This is a genomic window from Nitratireductor sp. XY-223 (assembly GCF_004959855.1).
Lineage (GTDB): Bacteria > Pseudomonadota > Alphaproteobacteria > Rhizobiales > Rhizobiaceae > Hoeflea_A.
The window spans coordinates 12,644-29,366 of sequence record NZ_SPNT01000012.1; the positions used below are offsets into that span (position 1 = coordinate 12,644).

General features: G+C 63.6%; 15 protein-coding genes. 6 read left to right on the top strand and 9 right to left on the bottom strand.

Features of this window, described 5'->3' with window-relative positions; genetic code table 11:
- The first annotated feature begins 347 nt into the window (after nt 1-347).
- The 5 genes from E4M07_RS25050 to E4M07_RS25070 all read left to right on the top strand — a co-directional run bounded on the left by E4M07_RS25050 (nt 348) and on the right by E4M07_RS25070 (nt 5,725).
- Nucleotides 348-1,607 (top strand): amidase, encoded by a 1,260-nt coding sequence (locus tag E4M07_RS25050; RefSeq protein WP_246660599.1) that lies wholly within the window; start codon nt 348-350, stop codon nt 1,605-1,607.
- A complete protein-coding gene (locus tag E4M07_RS25055) occupies nt 1,595-2,503 on the top strand; it encodes a LysR family transcriptional regulator (RefSeq protein WP_136661162.1) in 909 nt (302 codons plus the stop codon). Before E4M07_RS25050 ends, E4M07_RS25055 begins: the two co-directional genes overlap by 13 nt.
- A gap of 156 nt (nt 2,504-2,659) precedes the next feature.
- Nucleotides 2,660-3,313, top strand: a complete 654-nt coding sequence (locus E4M07_RS25060; protein WP_246660600.1) for a DUF1007 family protein — start codon at nt 2,660-2,662, stop codon at nt 3,311-3,313.
- Nucleotides 3,307-4,380, top strand: coding sequence for a nickel/cobalt transporter (locus tag E4M07_RS25065; RefSeq protein ID WP_136661163.1), 1,074 nt, complete (start codon nt 3,307-3,309; stop codon nt 4,378-4,380). The genes E4M07_RS25060 and E4M07_RS25065 overlap by 7 nt, the downstream gene beginning before the upstream one ends.
- A gap of 148 nt (nt 4,381-4,528) precedes the next feature.
- Nucleotides 4,529-5,725, top strand: a complete 1,197-nt coding sequence (locus tag E4M07_RS25070; RefSeq protein ID WP_206057397.1) for a multidrug effflux MFS transporter — start codon at nt 4,529-4,531, stop codon at nt 5,723-5,725.
- A gap of 15 nt (nt 5,726-5,740) precedes the next feature.
- Here the strand turns inward: E4M07_RS25070 and E4M07_RS25075 are convergent, their stop codons facing one another.
- Nucleotides 5,741-5,965, bottom strand: a complete 225-nt coding sequence (locus E4M07_RS25075) for a hypothetical protein (protein ID WP_136661164.1) — start codon at nt 5,963-5,965, stop codon at nt 5,741-5,743.
- Nucleotides 5,966-6,075: 110 nt separating this feature from the next.
- Here E4M07_RS25075 and E4M07_RS25080 point away from each other — a divergent pair, with 110 nt between their 5' ends.
- Complete coding sequence (locus tag E4M07_RS25080; protein WP_136661165.1) at nt 6,076-7,272, top strand: pyridoxal phosphate-dependent aminotransferase; 1,197 nt, start codon at nt 6,076-6,078, stop codon at nt 7,270-7,272.
- Nucleotides 7,273-7,290: 18 nt separating this feature from the next.
- Here E4M07_RS25080 and E4M07_RS25085 read toward each other — a convergent pair whose 3' ends face one another.
- From E4M07_RS25085 to modA, 8 genes are all read right to left on the bottom strand, one after another.
- Complete coding sequence (locus tag E4M07_RS25085) at nt 7,291-8,907, bottom strand: TRAP transporter large permease (RefSeq protein WP_136661166.1); 1,617 nt, start codon at nt 8,905-8,907, stop codon at nt 7,291-7,293.
- 4 nt (nt 8,908-8,911) lie between these two features.
- A complete protein-coding gene (locus E4M07_RS25090) occupies nt 8,912-9,592 on the bottom strand; it encodes a TRAP transporter small permease (protein WP_206057398.1) in 681 nt (226 codons plus the stop codon).
- Between the two features lie 93 nt (nt 9,593-9,685).
- Nucleotides 9,686-10,681: a DctP family TRAP transporter solute-binding subunit gene (locus tag E4M07_RS25095; protein ID WP_136661167.1), complete on the bottom strand. Its 996-nt coding sequence runs from the start codon at nt 10,679-10,681 to the stop codon at nt 9,686-9,688.
- 347 nt (nt 10,682-11,028) lie between these two features.
- The gene (locus tag E4M07_RS25100; protein WP_136661168.1) at nt 11,029-12,372 is read right to left on the bottom strand and encodes a sigma-54 dependent transcriptional regulator; all 1,344 of its coding nucleotides are present in this window, start codon (nt 12,370-12,372) and stop codon (nt 11,029-11,031) included.
- Between the two features lie 5 nt (nt 12,373-12,377).
- On the bottom strand, nt 12,378-14,135 hold the full coding sequence (locus E4M07_RS25105) for an ATP-binding protein (protein ID WP_136661169.1): 1,758 nt from the start codon (nt 14,133-14,135) through the stop codon (nt 12,378-12,380).
- Nucleotides 14,136-14,188: 53 nt separating this feature from the next.
- Entirely contained in the window at nt 14,189-15,283 is a 1,095-nt protein-coding gene (gene modC, locus E4M07_RS25110; RefSeq protein ID WP_136661170.1) for a molybdenum ABC transporter ATP-binding protein, read from the bottom strand.
- Nucleotides 15,280-15,963, bottom strand: coding sequence for a molybdate ABC transporter permease subunit (modB, locus tag E4M07_RS25115; protein ID WP_136661171.1), 684 nt, complete (start codon nt 15,961-15,963; stop codon nt 15,280-15,282). The genes modC and modB overlap by 4 nt, the downstream gene beginning before the upstream one ends.
- A 3-nt stretch (nt 15,964-15,966) precedes the next feature.
- Complete coding sequence (gene modA, locus E4M07_RS25120; RefSeq protein ID WP_136661172.1) at nt 15,967-16,716, bottom strand: molybdate ABC transporter substrate-binding protein; 750 nt, start codon at nt 16,714-16,716, stop codon at nt 15,967-15,969.
- Nucleotides 16,717-16,723 lie beyond the last annotated feature (7 nt).

The window sequence follows — 16,723 nt, forward strand, 5'->3', positions numbered from 1 at the left end:
GGCGCGCGACCGTCTGCTTTGTCTGCCTTGGATTGGTTGGGAGACCCAGCCGCACTTCCGGCAATGAAGGTGTGCCTCTGCAGTAACCCCGGCCTTTGGACAGCCGGCAGACACCATAAAGGCCCGCACCGTCGTTGCTTCAAGATGTCCTCGATTTGACGGTTGGCCGGCAAACCGACTGGAGGGGTTAGTTCCAGGTACCTTACCGAGTTCCTCACCTTTTCGAGGGTCGGCGGACACCCACAGGCACGTGCGACTTTGGGCAGCTGCGGACATAAGGCGTCACGCTGTCACAATCAAGCTGTTTTTGTCCGATGCGTATGGACAACGGCGCGGAATTGTAAAAAATGAACAATCCCGGCTCCCCGGTTCATTATCTTGAGACAATGGCCATGACTCTCGTGCTCAGCGACCCGTTCAACGCGTTTGTCGATTCAGACGGCCCGGCAATCCCCGCCGCAACCGACGGCCCGCTTGCCGGTTGCCTGCTTGCCGTGAAGGACATTTTCGACGTGGCCGGCCACAGGACGGGCTGCGGCAATCCGCACAAGCGCGAGGAATCCGGCCAGGCCGCCAATACCGCGCCGGCGGTTCAGGCATTGCTCGACGCCGGCGCCGCATTCATCGGCAAGACCCAGACCGACGAACTTGCCTTTTCGCTGACCGGCGACAACGCCCACTATCCGCGGCCGGTCAATCCGGCGGCGCCGGAGCGGGTGACGGGCGGTTCGTCCTCCGGATCGGCCGCCGCTGTCGCGGCCGGCCTCGCCGACATCGCCACCGGTTCGGACACCGGCGGGTCGATCCGCGCACCGGCATCCTATTGCGGTCTTGTCGGTCTGCGCATCACGCACGGCGGGATCTCGCTCGAAGGCACAATGCCGCTCGCACCGAGCTTCGACACTTTCGGCTGGTTCGCCCGCGATATCGAACTCTATACCACCGTCGCCGAGCTTCTCCTTCCGCCTTCGCAGTTCAGCCCCGCAAGGCTTCTGCGCCTTCCCGAACAGGAGGCCATGCTTGCCGGAACGGCCGAACAGAATGCCTATGCCGATGCCTTGCAGCTCGTGCAGGAGACTGCCGGCGGCGCCGTTGAGGCAGGCCTGGAGACGCTTGATATCGAGGCCCGCTACTGGTGCCTGCGCAAGCTGCAGGCGCACGAGGCCTGGCAGAACCACGGCGCCTGGATCAGTGCGGCCGATCGCGACCTCGGTCCGGGCGTCAAGGAACGGTTCGCATTCGGCAGCACCATCGACGACGAGACCGTGGCGGCGGAAACCGCCAAGCGGGCGGCATTGTCCGCGGAACTGGGGGATCTGATCGGTGACGACGGCCTGGTGGTCATGCCGACGGTTCCCGGCGCCGCGCCGCTCGCCGCCGCCTCGTTCGACGACATACAGGACTACCGGGAGCGCGCCATTCGCCTGCTTTGCCTGTCCGGCCTTACCGGATTTCCGCAACTGACCCTGCCTGTCGCATCCGTCGAATGCGCACCTTTCGGAATATCGCTGATGGGACCGAAAGGCTCGGACCGGGCGCTGCTCTCAATCGGCCGGCAGATCATCAACAGCGCAAGCAGGAACGGGAAAGACCCATGGACACGCTGACCCGCATTCGCGCATTTATCGACGTGGTCGAGGCCGAGGGCTTTTCAGCGGCCGCGCGCAAGAACGGCCGCTCCAAGGCGCTTTTATCGAAATATGTCCGCGAGCTCGAGGACGATCTCGGCGCCCTGCTGCTCAACCGGACGACACGGCAGTTCTCGCTGACCGAGGCGGGGCACACCTATTACCGTTCGGCATCCGACATATTGAAGGAAATCGACAACCTGGCCGACCTCGTGCGCGAGACGAGCCGCGATCTCAAGGGCACCGTGCGGGTGTCCGCGCCGCGTACCTTCACAGACGCCGATATCGGCCAGTCGATGATCGACTTTGCGATGGAAAATCCCGAGATCAAGCTGGAGATCACCTCGGATGACCGGTTTGTCGACCTTGTCGAAGAAGGCTTCGACGTCGCGATCCGCATCACGCGCCTTTCTGATTCCGGCCTGATTGCCCGCAAGCTGGCGCCCTTCAAGGTCTATTGCTGCGCCAGCCCCGAATTCGTGAACCGCTATCCGGACCTGAAGGAGCCGACGGACCTCGTCAACGTCCCCTGCATCACCGACACCAATGCCCGCTCGCTCAACAACTGGCACTTCCGCGGCAAGGAGGGTGCGATGGAAACCGTTGCCGTCAAGGGTCCCATCGAGGTCAACAGCCCGGCGGCCACGATGAAGGCGGTCCAGGCGGGGCTGGGTGTATCCATGCTGCCTGACTTCGTTGTCTGGCCGCTGCTCAAGAGCGGCGAGATCGTGACGCTCTTCAACGACCGCCTGCCGGACGATGCCGGGATCTATGCCGTCTACCCGCACCGGCGCTACCTGCCGGCCAAGGTGCGGGCATTCGTCGATTATCTGGCTGCCTGGTTCAAACAGTATGGCGGCTATTGCGACCGGTAATGACGTTTCTATTTATTGGGACGCGGGCGATTCCCCTGACAGAGAAATTGCAGTAAAGTGGCGACGCACGGGCATGGAAACGGTATTCGCACACCAGTCCAATTCCGGCCCAATTTGTCAGGCATGGGGCATTGTGCAACGGGAGCCCGATCGACAATGATCCGAATTCGCAGCATGAAGAGGGTGGGTTTGGCCTGCGCGCTCACAGCCGTGTCCGCCACGGCCGCGTTCTCCCATCCGCATGTTTTCGCCGAGGCGCGCATGGAAGTCATGCTCGGCGACCGGGGCACGGTCGATGAACTGCGGCATGTCTGGCGGTTCGACGAGCTGTTCTCCTCCACGGTCCTGCTGGAATTCGACGCCAATGCCAATCTGAAGCTGGAGCCCGACGAGCTCGCCGAGGTCGGCAAGATCGTTCATGCCTCGCTCGCCGATTTCGACTATTACACTTCCATCATTCACAACGGCAGGGACGTCGGCGTTGTCGCGCCCGATGCCATCCATGTCGATTTCCAGGACGGACAGCTCCTGATGTTCTTCGCGGTGCAGCCGGAGGGTGGACTGCCGCTCGACGGATCCATGAGCTTCGGCGTTTATGACCCGACCATGTACACGGCGATCGATTTCATCAACGATTCCGACCTGGTGGTCGAAGGCAAGACCAACGGCTGCGTGCGTGCGGTGATCCGCCCGGATCCGGATGAGATTCTTGCGCAGAACCAGCAGTCGCTGACGGAAGCTTTCTTCAACGATCCCGAAGGCAACGATTTTTCCAAGTTCTTTGCAACGCGACTCGAGCTGAAATGCTGACAGAAAAACTGCGGTTCGCAGCGTTGGCCGCGCTCTGCGCGGGCCTCCTGCTTGCATCTCCGGTCTTCGCCCAGTCCTCTCTGGGCATCGGCTCGGCCGAGCCCGGCATCAGTGCGACCGGCACATTCGGCTCCTTGTTCGGCTGGATCAATGCCCAGCAGCAGGCTTTCTACCGGGCCCTGTCCGGCGCGCTCCAGGCCATGCGGGAAGACTCCCAGAAACTCTGGCTGCTGGTCGGTCTGTCCTTTGCCTACGGCGTCTTCCACGCAGCCGGCCCCGGACACGGCAAGGCCGTCATATCCTCCTACGTGATCGCCAACGAGCAGACCCTGCGGCGCGGCGTGGTCATCTCCTTCATGGCGGCGTTCATGCAGGGTGTCGTTGCTATCGTGATTGTCGGCCTGACCTATTTCGCCCTGCGCGGCACCGGTATTTCGATGACCGAAACGACCCATTCCCTGGAGATTGCCAGCTACGCACTGATTGCCGGCTTCGGCGGCTGGCTGCTTTACCGCAAGTTGCGGCCGGCGGTTCGCAAAATTGCGCACGTGCAAGCGAATGTACCTGCGCACGCCCATGTGCATGGCCGTGACCACCACAGCCACCATCACGATCATCACCATCACGATCGTCACCATCACCATGATCATCATCACGATCACCATCACCATGATCACGGTCCGGACGGCGTGTGTGAAACCTGCGGCCATTCCCACGCACCCGACCCCGCGCTGCTGCAAGCGGAGAGACTGGATTTGCGGGAAGCCTGGTCGGCGGTCATCGCCATCGGCTTGCGGCCGTGCTCCGGCGCCCTGATCGTGCTGACCTTCGCACTGCTCAACGGGCTTTATCTCGGTGGCATCCTGTCCGTGACGGCCATGTCCATCGGCACCGCGATAACGGTGTCTATCCTCGCAACCCTTGCGGTTCTGGCAAAGAACACGGCCGTGCGCTTTGCCAGCAGCGAGTCGGCCGCGTCGCGTATCGGAAACGGTATCGAGATAGCCGGCGCCGGCCTTGTTCTCGTCCTCGGGCTTGTTTTGTTGATCGCCGCGCTGCAGGCATAGCAGCAACTCCCGCAAAGACATCCTGATCGAAATGTCAGGAGTGTTGCCCGGCGAATACACCCGCCGGTAGCACTTTCGAAGGAATCGGTCTAAAAGGGCCACCTTCCATCAGGTGCCATTGCCCGCACGGATACCGAAAGAGACCATCATGTCAGCCGGAATGTTGCGTTCGGCCGTAATACTCGGCCTTCTAGCCTGTGTCGGTCCGCTGTCGATCGACATGTACCTGCCGGCCCTGCCCTCCATCGCGGACGGGCTCGGCACGACGGTTGCATCCGTGCAGATGACGCTGACGGTGTTCTTCATCGCCTTCGGCGCGGCGCAGCTCGTCTATGGCCCGGTCGCCGACCAGGTCGGCCGCAAGCCGCCGCTTTATTTCGGTCTTGCCATCTTCATCATCGGCTCGGTCGGCTGCGCATTCGCGCCGAATATCGAAACCCTGACGGCCGCGCGCTTCGTGCAGGGACTGGGCGCGGCGGTGGTCATGGTGATCCCGCGCGCCATCATCCGGGACCTTCATACCGGCGTCCAGGCAACGCGCCTGATGGCGCTGATCATGCTGGTAATCAGCGTCTCGCCCATGTTGGCGCCGCTGGCCGGTAGCGGCATGATCCTGCTGGCCGGATGGCGGGCGATCTTCGGCCTGTTGTGTGTCGCGGCGGTGTTCAGCCTGTTGCTGACCGGGTTCATGCTGCCTGAAACGCTGAAGGCCGAGAACCGCGTCGTCTTCAACGGCCGCAGCTTCCTGCGCGGTTCGCGCACGCTGCTGACCGATCCGGAATTCATGGGCCTGACCTTTATCGGCGGCTTCGGCATGGCCAGCTTCTTCGTCTTCATCGCCAGCGCCTCCTTCGTCTATACCGGCCAGTTCGGCCTGACGCCCACGGGCTTCAGCCTCGCCTTCGCCGTCAATGCGTTCGGGTTCTTTGCCGCTTCGCAGGCCGCGGCGGGACTGGGGCGGCGCATCGGCATGGGCCGCATGGTCTCCTACGCGGTCGCCGGGTTTGCTTTGTTTGCCCTGATCCTGCTGGCGATCGCGCTCGCCGGCCACGCGACGCTGTTCGTCATTATCGGCCTGCTGTTCGCCGCCAATGCATGCCTTGGCCTCGTCATCCCGACGACCATGGTCCTGGCGCTTGAAAATCACGGCGACATCGCCGGTCTCGCCTCGTCGCTGGGCGGAACGCTGCAGATGGTGGCCGGCGGTGCGATGATCGCCGTGGCCAGCCCCTTCTTCGACGGCACGGCAACCCCGATGATCGCCGCGATCGCCCTGTGCGCGATTGCCGCGCTCATTCTGTCATTCGTGACCGCGGCGAAGGTTTCCGCGCATCAGCCCGGGTAATCCGGCCGTATTCCCTCAAACGGTGTCGGTGGGCTCGTCCCGCCGGCGCTGATAGCGCGCGCGCAGCCAGAAGATGGCGAAGAAGCCGAGAATGAAAAGGGTCGCGACGCCGTAGCCGAGCCAGGGCGAGATGTCGCCCAGCGTCAGCACGATCCTCGGCATGGCAAGAAAGCCGGCTGCGACGGCCACGAGAATGATCGCCGCCGCGATGGCAGATGATTTTGCGTTGCTGCCGGACATCCCTCGCACCTTTCTAGTCTTTATCCGTTCCTCTTCACACACATCGCATTGAAATAACAGTCCCGATACGCCATGAAGGACCCGGATTTCATATATGCGAGGTAAATTTCATGCACACCGTTGCCGCCTTCGACCGCATCGGCGAGGAGAATGCCTTCGCGGTGCTCGCACGCGCCGCGGCGCTTCAGGCCGAGGGCCGCGATATCGTCAATCTGGGCATCGGCCAGCCGGATTTCAAAACGCCGCAGCATATTGTCGAAGCCGCGATTAAAGCGCTGCGCGACGGCCATCACGGCTACACGCCCGCCAACGGCCTCGTCGAGACGCGCGAGGCGGTGGTCCGCCGCACCCTGACGACAACCGGCGTCGAGGTGTCGCCCGACAATGTCATGATCATGCCGGGCGGCAAGCCGACCATGTTCGCCGCGATCACCATGTTCGGCGAGCCGGGCGCCGAGATCCTCTATCCCGACCCCGGCTTTCCGATCTACCGCTCGATGATCGACTATACCGGTGCGAAGGCAGTTCCGGTGCCGATCCGCGAGGAAAACAACTTCGCCTTTTCCGCCGAGGAGACGCTTGCGAAGATCACGCCGCAGACGCGGCTCCTCATCGTCAACTCGCCGGCCAACCCGACGGGCGGCGTCACGCCGAAGGCGGAGATCGAAAAACTGGTCAGCGGTCTCGAACGGCACCCGCATGTCGCGGTCCTGTCCGACGAGATCTACGACGTCATGACCTATGACGGCGAGACGCACACGTCGCTGCTGACATTCCCCGAGATCCGCGACCGGCTGATCGTTCTCAACGGCTGGTCCAAGACCTGGGCCATGACCGGCTGGCGCATGGGCTGGTCGATCTGGCCGAACGGCCCGCAAAGTGCGCACCTTTACGACAAGGTCAGGAAACTCGCCGTCAACTGCTGGTCCTGCGTCAACACGCCGAGCCAGTATGCCGGCATTGCCGCCATCGACGGGCCGCAGGACGATGTCGAGGCGATGCTCGAAGCCTTCGACCGCAGGCGGCGCCTGGTCACCGATCGGCTGAACGCCCTGCCCGGCGTGGGCTGCGTGACGCCCAAGGGCGCCTTCTATGCCTTCCCAAACATCTCGGCGACGGGCTTCAAGGCCAAGGATCTCGCCACGCGCCTCCTCGAAGACGCCGGGGTCGCGTTGGTCGGCGGCCCCGATTTCGGCGATTTCGGCGAAGGTTATGTGCGCCTGTCCTGCGCCGCGTCCGAGGACCGCATCGAAACGGCCATCGAGCGCATCGGAGACTATCTGGACAAGCATGCCGGCGGTGCATGATCTCACCGCCGGCATTCGTCAACGTGTCACGATCTCCGGTCCCATCAGCGCATAGGGCAGCATCGTCGACAGATCCGGCACATAGGTGACCAGGATCAGGAAGGCGAAGAGCACGGCGACGAACGGCAGCGCCGCCTTGACCACCTGGAGCAGGCTCATCCCGGTGATGCCGGACGTGACGAACAGGTTCAGCCCGATCGGCGGCGTGATCATGCCGATCTCCATGTTGACCACCATGATGATGCCGAGGTGAACCGGATCGACACCGAGCTCGATGGCGATCGGGAAGACCACCGGCGCGACGATCAGCAAGAGACCCGACGGCTCCATGAACTGGCCGCCGATCAAAAGCAGCACATTGACCGCGATCAGGAAGGTGAACCAGGTGAAGCCGGCGTCGAGCATGACTTCCGTGATCGCCTGCGGGATCCGCTCGCCCGTCAGCACATGGGCAAAGAGCAGCGCGTTGACGATGATGAACATCAGCATGATCGTCGTTTTCGACGCGTCGACCATCACCTTGCGGGTGTCTTCGTTGAAGAAGACCGTGAAGATGTTGCGGCCCATGAGTGCGAGGTTGCGGCCCCAGATCGGCAGGCCGGCGACGAGATGGGCGGGCACCTTGTGGATGCTCTCCTTGCCGCGCCACATGACATAGGCCGTCATGATGACCAGCGACAGGACGACGCCGAGCTGCGCCCGGCCGGCGACAGTGACGGTGCCCGTCTCGGCGGTTGCGAAGAACGACAGGATCATCCACACGAAGAAGAAGGCGGCGCCGTAGACCGTGCCGTTGAAGCCGACCCGCGCGCGGTCCGTATCGTCGCCCGAGACCCAGGGCGTGTCCTTCATCGGCCCCATGTCGCGATAGATGAAGAGAGCGATGAAGAACGCATAGACGGCCGCCACCGCCGCCGCTTCCGTCGGCGTGAAGACGCCGCCGTAGATGCCGCCGAGGATGATGATGATCAGGAACAGGCCCCAGCCGGCCTCCTTGCCGCCTTCCATCAGCTCCAGGAAGCCTTTCCACGGTTCGGCCGGAAGGTTCTTGACCCGCGCCATGAAATAGATCGCGATCATCAGCATCAGGCCGGCGACAATGCCGGGGATGACCCCCGCCAGGAACATGCGCCCAACCGAGACGTCCGTCGCGGCGGAATAGACGACCATGACGATGGACGGTGGAATGAGGATGCCGAGCGTGCCGGCATTGGCGATGACGCCGGAAGCGAATTCCTTGGTGTAGCCGACCTGCCGCATGCCGGCGATGGCAATGGTGCCGATCGCAACCACCGTCGCCGGCGAGGAACCTGAGAGCGCGGCAAAAAGCATGCACGCAAGCACGCTCGCCATGGCCAGGCCGCCGCGGAAATGACCGACCGTCGCGATGGCGAAGCGGATGATGCGCCGGGCAACGCCGCCGGTGGACATGAACGCCGAGGCCAGCACGAAGAAGGGAATCGCGAGCAACGTGTAGTTCTGCGACGCGGTGAAAAGCTGCAGCGCCACGGAGGACATGGAGTCTTCGGAAAAAAAGGCGATCACCAGGATCGACGAGAGACCCAGCGACACCGCCACCGGCACGCCGAGAAAGAGTAGCCCCAGAACCAGGACAAAAAGAATAATCGCATCCATTGTCTCAGTCCTTCAGCACGTCTTTGTTTTCCGCCACAAGCTCCTCGGCTTCGTGGCTGGCGATGATCATCTTGCGCTCGCCGCGCCAGATCTCGACCATCGCCTGCAGGCTGCGGTAGGCGAAGATCGCAAGGCCGATCGGCAGGATGAGATAGGCGATCCAGCGCTGCACGCGCTCCTGCAGGCCGAAGGTCTCCTGCATCCACACGGGATAGCGCAGGTCGTCGAGACCGATGCCGATCTTGAACATGCGCTCCCAGTAGAAGACCGCTCCGCCCTTGGTGTCCGCACCGAAGAAGTTCAGCCAGGTTGAAGAGATCAGGATCACCGCGTAGAGCACGCAGCACAGCGCGCCGGCGATTGCCACCGCCCGGAAAATGCGCTGCGGCAGCAGCGTGATGACCGCGTCAACCCCGAGATGCGAGCCGATCTTGATCCCGTAGCTCATGCCGAACAGGATCATCCAGGCAAACAGGATGCGGGTGAATTCCAGCGCTCCGCCCCATCCGGTGTTGAAACCGTAGCGGGCGATCACCTGCACGAACGAGACGATGGTGATCATCGCGAGCAGAGTGGCGAGGACATTTTCCTCGAACCGCGTCACGGCGTCGGGCCGGACCCGCTCGATCAGATAGAGCGCGACCACGATCACAACCATGCCGAAATAAGGCCAGTAGGCAGCCATTTATCCCTCCCCCGGGATGCGCATTGGGATGCGCGAATGCCCGCCGCACACGGCGGGCATTGCTTTCGTTTAAGTCAATATTTGACGCTGATGTCAGCTGTTGGCGTCAACCGCGGCAGCGATGACATCCTTTCCGATGTCGTCTTCGAACTGGTCCCAGACCGGCCTCATCGTCTCGACCCACTCCCGACGCTCTTCCGGTGTCAGCTGACGGATCGTGCCGCCGGCGGCGATAATGCCTTCCTTGGCCTTCTCGTTGATGGCCTCGGCCTTTGCGTTCGCCGCCGTCACCTCTTCGGCGAAGATGGTCATGAACTGCTCGCGCACATCCTGCGGCAGGCTGTCCAGCCACTCCGTCGAAGTGATGGCGAGATAGGTCAGAAGCTGGTGGTTGGTCTCGGTGACACCGTCCTGGACCTCGAAGAACTTCTGCTTGTAGATGTTCGACCAGGTGTTCTCCTGCCCGTCCACGACGCCGGTCTGCAAGGCGCCATACACCTCCTTGAAGGCAAGCTTCTGCGCCGAGGCATCCATCGCCTCGATCATGGCCACCGCAACGTCCGAGGTCTGCACGCGGAACTTCAGGCCGTGGGCGTCGGTCGGCACCATCAGCGGCTTGTTCGCGGAGAAGTGCTTCAGGCCGTTATAGACGTAGCCGAGACCCGTATAGCCCTTGTCCTCGACAGCGCCGAGAAGCTCCTGTCCGACCGGACCCTGCGTGAACCGGTTGACCGCTTCCATGTTCGAAAACAGGAACGGCAGGTCGAAGAGGCGGTACTTCTTCGTGTAGGCCTCGAATTTCGAAAGCGACGGTGCGGCAACCTGCACGTCGCCGAGAAGCAGCGCTTCCATCACCTTGTCGTCGTCGAACAGCGTCGAGCTCGGATAGACCTCCATGCACGCCTTGCCGTTCATTTCCTTGTTGATGCGGGCGGCGATCGCGCGCGCGGCATCGCCCTTCGGATGGCCCGAATCCGCCGTCACATGGCTGAACTTGATGACGATCTCGCCATCGTCGCAATCCGCCAGCGCCTGACCCGCCGACATCATCAAGGCAATCGCCGATACGGCACCCAATAGTTTTTTCATGACTAACCTCCTGGAGGCGTGTTCGACACGCCCTGTTCTCCCATTGACCGGACGGGCCGGTCGACCTGCTGCCGCCATGCGGGTTCTTTCCGCCCGCGGCAAACGAAAATCGGCAACTGTTTGGATCTTTTGCTCCTCCCATGTCGACGGTTTTCCGTCGCTCCTGTTTTTGCAAGCCGCGTGCCAGTTTGAAAGCGGAACACGCAGTTTCAGAATTTCATATTCTGTTTCAACGCGTTAAATAATCTGATCGGCACGTCTGCAAATTAAACGGACTGACTTCATGTGTAGGAATCTACCCATCACCCATTCCCGCATGGGTAGTGCCCTACCCGCCAGAGGGCGCACTATTGCGCCTCATAGGAGATGCCGAGACGCTTGATCTTGTCATAGAGCCCCTTGCGGGAAATACCGAGCGCCTCGTAGACCGGCTTCAGCGCGCCGCCATGGCGGGCAAGCTCGGCCTCGATCGCCGCCTTCTCGAAGGCCGCCACCCGCTCTGAAAGGGTCGGGTCCTGACCCTCCCCGCGCGGCGCCTCGGCGTCGAAACCGTGCCACATGCCGAGCACGAAGCGTTCGGCATAGTTGCGCAGTTCGCGCACATTTCCCGGCCAGTCATGGGCGATCAGTTCCGATTCCAGATGGTGATCGATTTCCGGGATCTCGCGGCGGTAGCGCGCCCGCGCATCCCGGGCAAGGTGAAAGAAAAGCAGCGGGATGTCGTCCTTGCGCTCGCGCAGCGGCGGGATGGTGAGCGTGATCACGTTGAGCCGGTAGTAGAGGTCGGACCGGAACGTCCCCCTCGCGCCCTCCCTTTCCAGGTCGAACTTCGTCGCCGCCACGAAACGCACGTCGAGCGGAATGATCCTGTTGGAACCTAGCCGCTCGATGGTCCGCTGTTCGATGGCCCTTAGAAGTTTCGCCTGAAGGTCGAGCGGCATGGATTCGATCTCGTCAAGGAAGATGGTGCCGCCATGGGCGTGCTCCAGCTTGCCGATCCGCTGCTTCTGCGCGCCGGTGAATGCACCGGATTCGTGGCCGAACAGCTCCGATTCGAAAATGTCCGCCGGCAGCGCCGCACAGTTGATGGCAACGAAGTTGCCCTTGGCGCGCGGGCCGTAGTCATGCAGGGCGCGGGCGACGACCTCCTTGCCGGCACCTGTCTCGCCGACGATGAGGACATCGGCATCCGCGTCGGCGACGGCCGCGATCTGGCCGCGCAGCCGGACGATCTGCGCCGAGCGCCCGACCAGGCGCTGCGTCAGGTCGTGTCGCTGGTCCAGCTCGTTGCGCAACGAGCGGTTCTCAAGCACCAGCCGGCGCTTTTCCAGCGCCCGTTCGATGACCGTCGACAGCCGCGACACCGGAAACGGTTTTTCGATGAAATCATAGGCTCCGCCGCGCATCGCCTCGACAGCCAGTTGAATGTCGCCGTGGCCGGTGATCAGGATGACGGGATAGGTCGCGTCGATCGCCAGCACCTTCTTCAGCAGTGTCATGCCGTCATCACCCGGCATGCGGATGTCGGTGACCATGACGCCGTAGTCGTCGCGACCGATATGGTCGAGCACGCTTTCGGCGCTGTCGTAGACGCTGACCGAAAGCCCCTCCAGTTCCAGCCCCTGTGCCAGCGCGTGGCGCAGGTCATCGTCGTCATCGACCAGATGAATTGTCGGAATGGCGCTGTCCAATCCTTCTACTCCGCTGCAATGTCGGAAGCGTCGGCGGCACACAGGCGGACAGTGAAACAGGCGCCGCCGCTTCCGCTTTCCCCGATCGCGACGCTGCCGCCGAAATCGGCGACGATGTTGCTGGCGATCGACAGCCCGATGCCGATGCCGGCGCCGACTTCCTTGGTGGTAAAGAAAGGCTCGAATACGCTGTCGCGCCGCTCGGGCGGAATGCCCGGCCCGTTGTCCTCGACCCGGACCACGACGCTGTCGCCTTCCCCGGCGACCGTCAGCATCACCTTGCCGCGGTCGCGGCCCGATCCCGAGATCGCGTCAATGCCGTTGTTGATCAGGTTGACGAAAACCTGCGACAGGCGGATCTGTCCGCCAAGCACCCGGTGCGGACCGCCTTCGATTCTGGTTTCCACCGCGACGCCCGCCTTGCGCGCCCTGGGCAGGACGAGCATCAGCGCCTCGTCCAGAACCGGGGCCAGCGCGATAGCTTTGACGGTCGTGCCCGGCTTGCGCGAAAACGAAAGCAGGCTCTGCGAAAGCTGCGCCATGCGGTCGACGAGGCCGCTGATACGCGTCAGATTGTCCGACACCGATCCCGTATTGCCCTTTTCGAGAAAGCGGCGCGCATTGTCCGAATAGGTCCGTATGGCGGCCAGCGGCTGGTTGTACTCGTGGCTGATCGCCGCCGACATCTGGCCGAGCGCCGCCATTTTTGCCGCCTGAACCAGCTCCGCCTGGGTCTTGCGCAGTTGCTCCTCCGTCTGCCGCCGCTCATCGATCTCTCGCGACAGCGACACGTTGGTCTCGCTGAGCGCCTTCGTACGCTCGCGCACCAGGCGCTCGAGCCGCAGTGCCGCGGCGCGGTCGCGGCGCATGCGCAGCAACTGCCCCTCGCGGCGCATCACGACGACGAATGCGAGGGCGCCGACCAGCAGGCCGACTAGCCCGGCAATAATCCCGCCGGTCCAGGCGGCCGTCACCAGCGGACGTTCGTCCGAAAGCACGTGGAGCTGCCAGTCCAGCAACGGAAGATGCAGCGTCAGGTCGCTGTGCAGCACCTTGCCGCCGACGAGGAAATGGCCGGGCGTTCCCGCCTCCGACATCAGTGCGTCGAGATGCTGGAGCCGCCACAGCGGCTGGTTGGTCAGGAAAACGGTTCCGGTGGGATCGGTTATGAATATCGGGTTGGTGGACAAAGACCACGTCGCTTCCACCGGATCGAAGTCCACATAGACCGCGATGGCCCCGATAAGCACATTGTCCTGCCGTACGCCGAATGCGAACGCATAGGCGCGCTGTTCGGAATCCAGCGAAATCGCCTGCCGGCCGAGGCGGCCCTGCCGCACCGCCTCGAGCAGGAGTACATGCTCCTCCCGGTTGTCGGTGAAAAGGCCGCCCGCCGTCGCCAGGACGCGCCCGTCCGGATAAAGAAAAGCCACCTCCTTGGCACCCGACATGCCGCCGATCTCGATGGCCTTGCGCCGCGCCGCCTCGCTGGTGTCGCGGTCCGGATCGCTGAACAGCGCCACGATCGATTCCTCGCGGGAAAGCAGGGGCGGCAGCAACCGGTACTTGTCGAGAATGCCGGACAGCGCCTCGGCTTGCACGGCCAGCGTCTCCGCCGCCTTCGATTCGAGCTGCTGCTCGGCCCGGTCGCGCCACCACTGGGCGGTCACGAACACGGCGGCCAGGCCGAACAGGCACACCAGGCAGGCGGTGATGACCCGCGTGCGGCGAAAATTGCGGCGAATGGTGGCTCCACTGACCATGCCGGAAGACTATTCGCTCCCGTCGGAAAAAGCCACGTGGCGGCAACCCGTGTTCATCGCCGGCCGGAGAGCATGCGCTGGCCGATGGCCACCGACTTGATCATGGCGAAGACCGGCAGGCCGGGTCGGATTCCCAGCGCGTCGAAGGCGTGGCGCGTTATGCGGGCCCGCAGGGCCTGGCCTCCGACATCCAGCACGATCTCGACGAACGGACTTTCGTCGCGCGCGAAATCGCGCACGGTCGCCGGCAGCACGTTGCGCACGCTGACACCCTCGGGTGCCTTAAGCGAAAGCGCCACGTCGCGTGCCTTGACCCGCATGCGCAGCCGGTCGCCGACCTGCGCCCGCTCGCTGACGAGGAACAGCCTGTTCTCCTCGCTCAGCGATATCTCGCACAGGCCGTACTGCGCGTCGATGCCGCTGATGGTGCCGCTGAGGAGCGAACTCGCCTCGTGGCGCCCCAGCGCCGGGCCGAACTCGAGCTTTGAGAACATCTCGACGGCATCGCCGGATCCGAGCACCTTGCCGTCCGACAGGAGCACCAGCGTGTCGGCAAGCCGCGCCACCTCGTCCACCTCGTGGCTGACATAGACGATCGGCAGGCCCATCTCGTCGCGCACCTCTTCCAGATAGGGCAGGATCTCGCGTTTTCGTTCCTGGTCGAGCGAAGCCAGCGGCTCGTCCATCAACAACAGCGCCGGATCGGCCAGGAGGGCGCGGCCGATGGCGACCCGCTGCATCTCGCCGCCGGAGAGCGTTGCCGGGTAGCGGTCGAGCAGGGCCTCGATACCGAGGAGCTCCGTAATGCGCCGGAAATCGGCGCCGCTGCCCCGGTTGCCGGCCCAGCGCCCATAGGTGAGATTGCGGCCGACGGACATGTGCGGAAACAGCCTTGCGTCCTGGAACACCATGCCGATGCGGCGTTTCGGCGGTGCAAGGTCGGTGCCCGTATCGCTGTCGAACAGCGTGCGGCCCTCGGCCATGATGCGGCCGGATTGCGGGCGGACCAACCCGGCAATCATCTTCAGGATGCTGGTCTTGCCAGAACCCGAATGCCCGAAGAGCGCGGTGACACCGGCGCCAGCCTCGAATTCGGCGGCGATCTCGAAGCTGCCGAGACGTGAATGAATCCGGACCTCGAGGCTCATGCGCGCCCCCTTTGCCCGATCCGCCGGCCGACCCACTCAGAAATCAGGACCGATCCGATGGCAAGGCATGCCGATATCGCGATCAGCAGTCCTGCCGCACGGTCGCCGGCGGGACTCTGCAGCAGCGAGTAGATGGCCAGCGACAGCGTCTGCGTCTCGCCCGGAATGTTGGAAACGAACGTGATCGTCGCGCCGAACTCGCCGAGCGCCTTGGCGAAGCCGAGCACCGCGCCGGCGATCACGCCGGGCAGCACCAGCGGCAGCGTTATGGTGAAGAACCGCATCGCGCGCCCGGCGCCGAGCGTCGCCGCCGCCTCCTCGAGGCCGCGGTCGAGCGTTTCGATCGACAGCCGCATCGGCCGTACCAAAAGCGGGAACGCCATCACACCCGCGGCGAGGGCCGCGCCCTCCCAGCGGAATGCGAAATCGACGCCGACGGCGCGGAAGGCCCGGCCCAGAAAGCCGTTGAAACCGAAAAGGACCAGCAGGAAATAACCGGTGACGACCGGCGGCATGACCAACGGCAACGTCACCAGTGCCTGCAGCAGGCTCTTTCCGGCAAAGTCGTACCGCGCGAGAATCCATGCGACGGCAAAGGCCATCGGCACCGCGAAAAGCATCGCCGTCGCCGACACCTGCAGCGACAGAAGAACAATGCCGGTGACGTCCCCCTCGGTCATGGGTTACATGCCCGATCCGGCGGGCGGCGTGAATCCGAAGGGCGTCAGCGCCCCCTTTGCCGCCTCGGTGCGCAGGAAGGCGTAAAACGCCCGCGCGTCGTCATCGGCCGACGGGGTCAGGGCCGCGGGATAGACGATCGGCGCATGGCTTTCCTGCGGGAAGGTGTAGACAACCGTAAGGCTGTCGTTCAGTTTCGAATCCGATCCGTAAACGACGGCAAAGGCGACATCGCCGCGCGCCGCCAGCGCCATGGCGATGCGGACATTCTCACCAAGGGCGGCCTGCGGCCGCAGATCCTCCCACAATCCGAGCCCGCTCAGCGCCTGCCTCGCGTAGACACCGGCCGGCACGTGCGCCGGATCGCCCATGGCGAAGCGGCCGGAGCGCAGGATCCCTTCCGGATCGCCGGAAGGTTTCTCCGCGTCGCCGCGCGACACGACGACCAATGTGTTGCCGGCGATGTCCGTCCGGCTTCCGGCGTCGATCAGGTTCCTGTCTTCGAGATAATCCATCCAGTCGGGATTCGCGGCGATGAACACGTCCGCCGGTGCCCCGGCTTCGATCTGCCGGGCGAGAACGCCGGAACTTGCCACGGAAACGACCACTGGGTTCCCCGTGCGGTCCTCGTAGGCCCGGGCGACGGCCTCCACGGCGTCCTTCATGCTGGCGGCGGCGAAGACCAGCGTCCGGTCCGCCGAAAAGGCGTCCGAAGCCGGCAGGATCAATGCCAATAACAGAACCGCGATACGCACCCGCGCG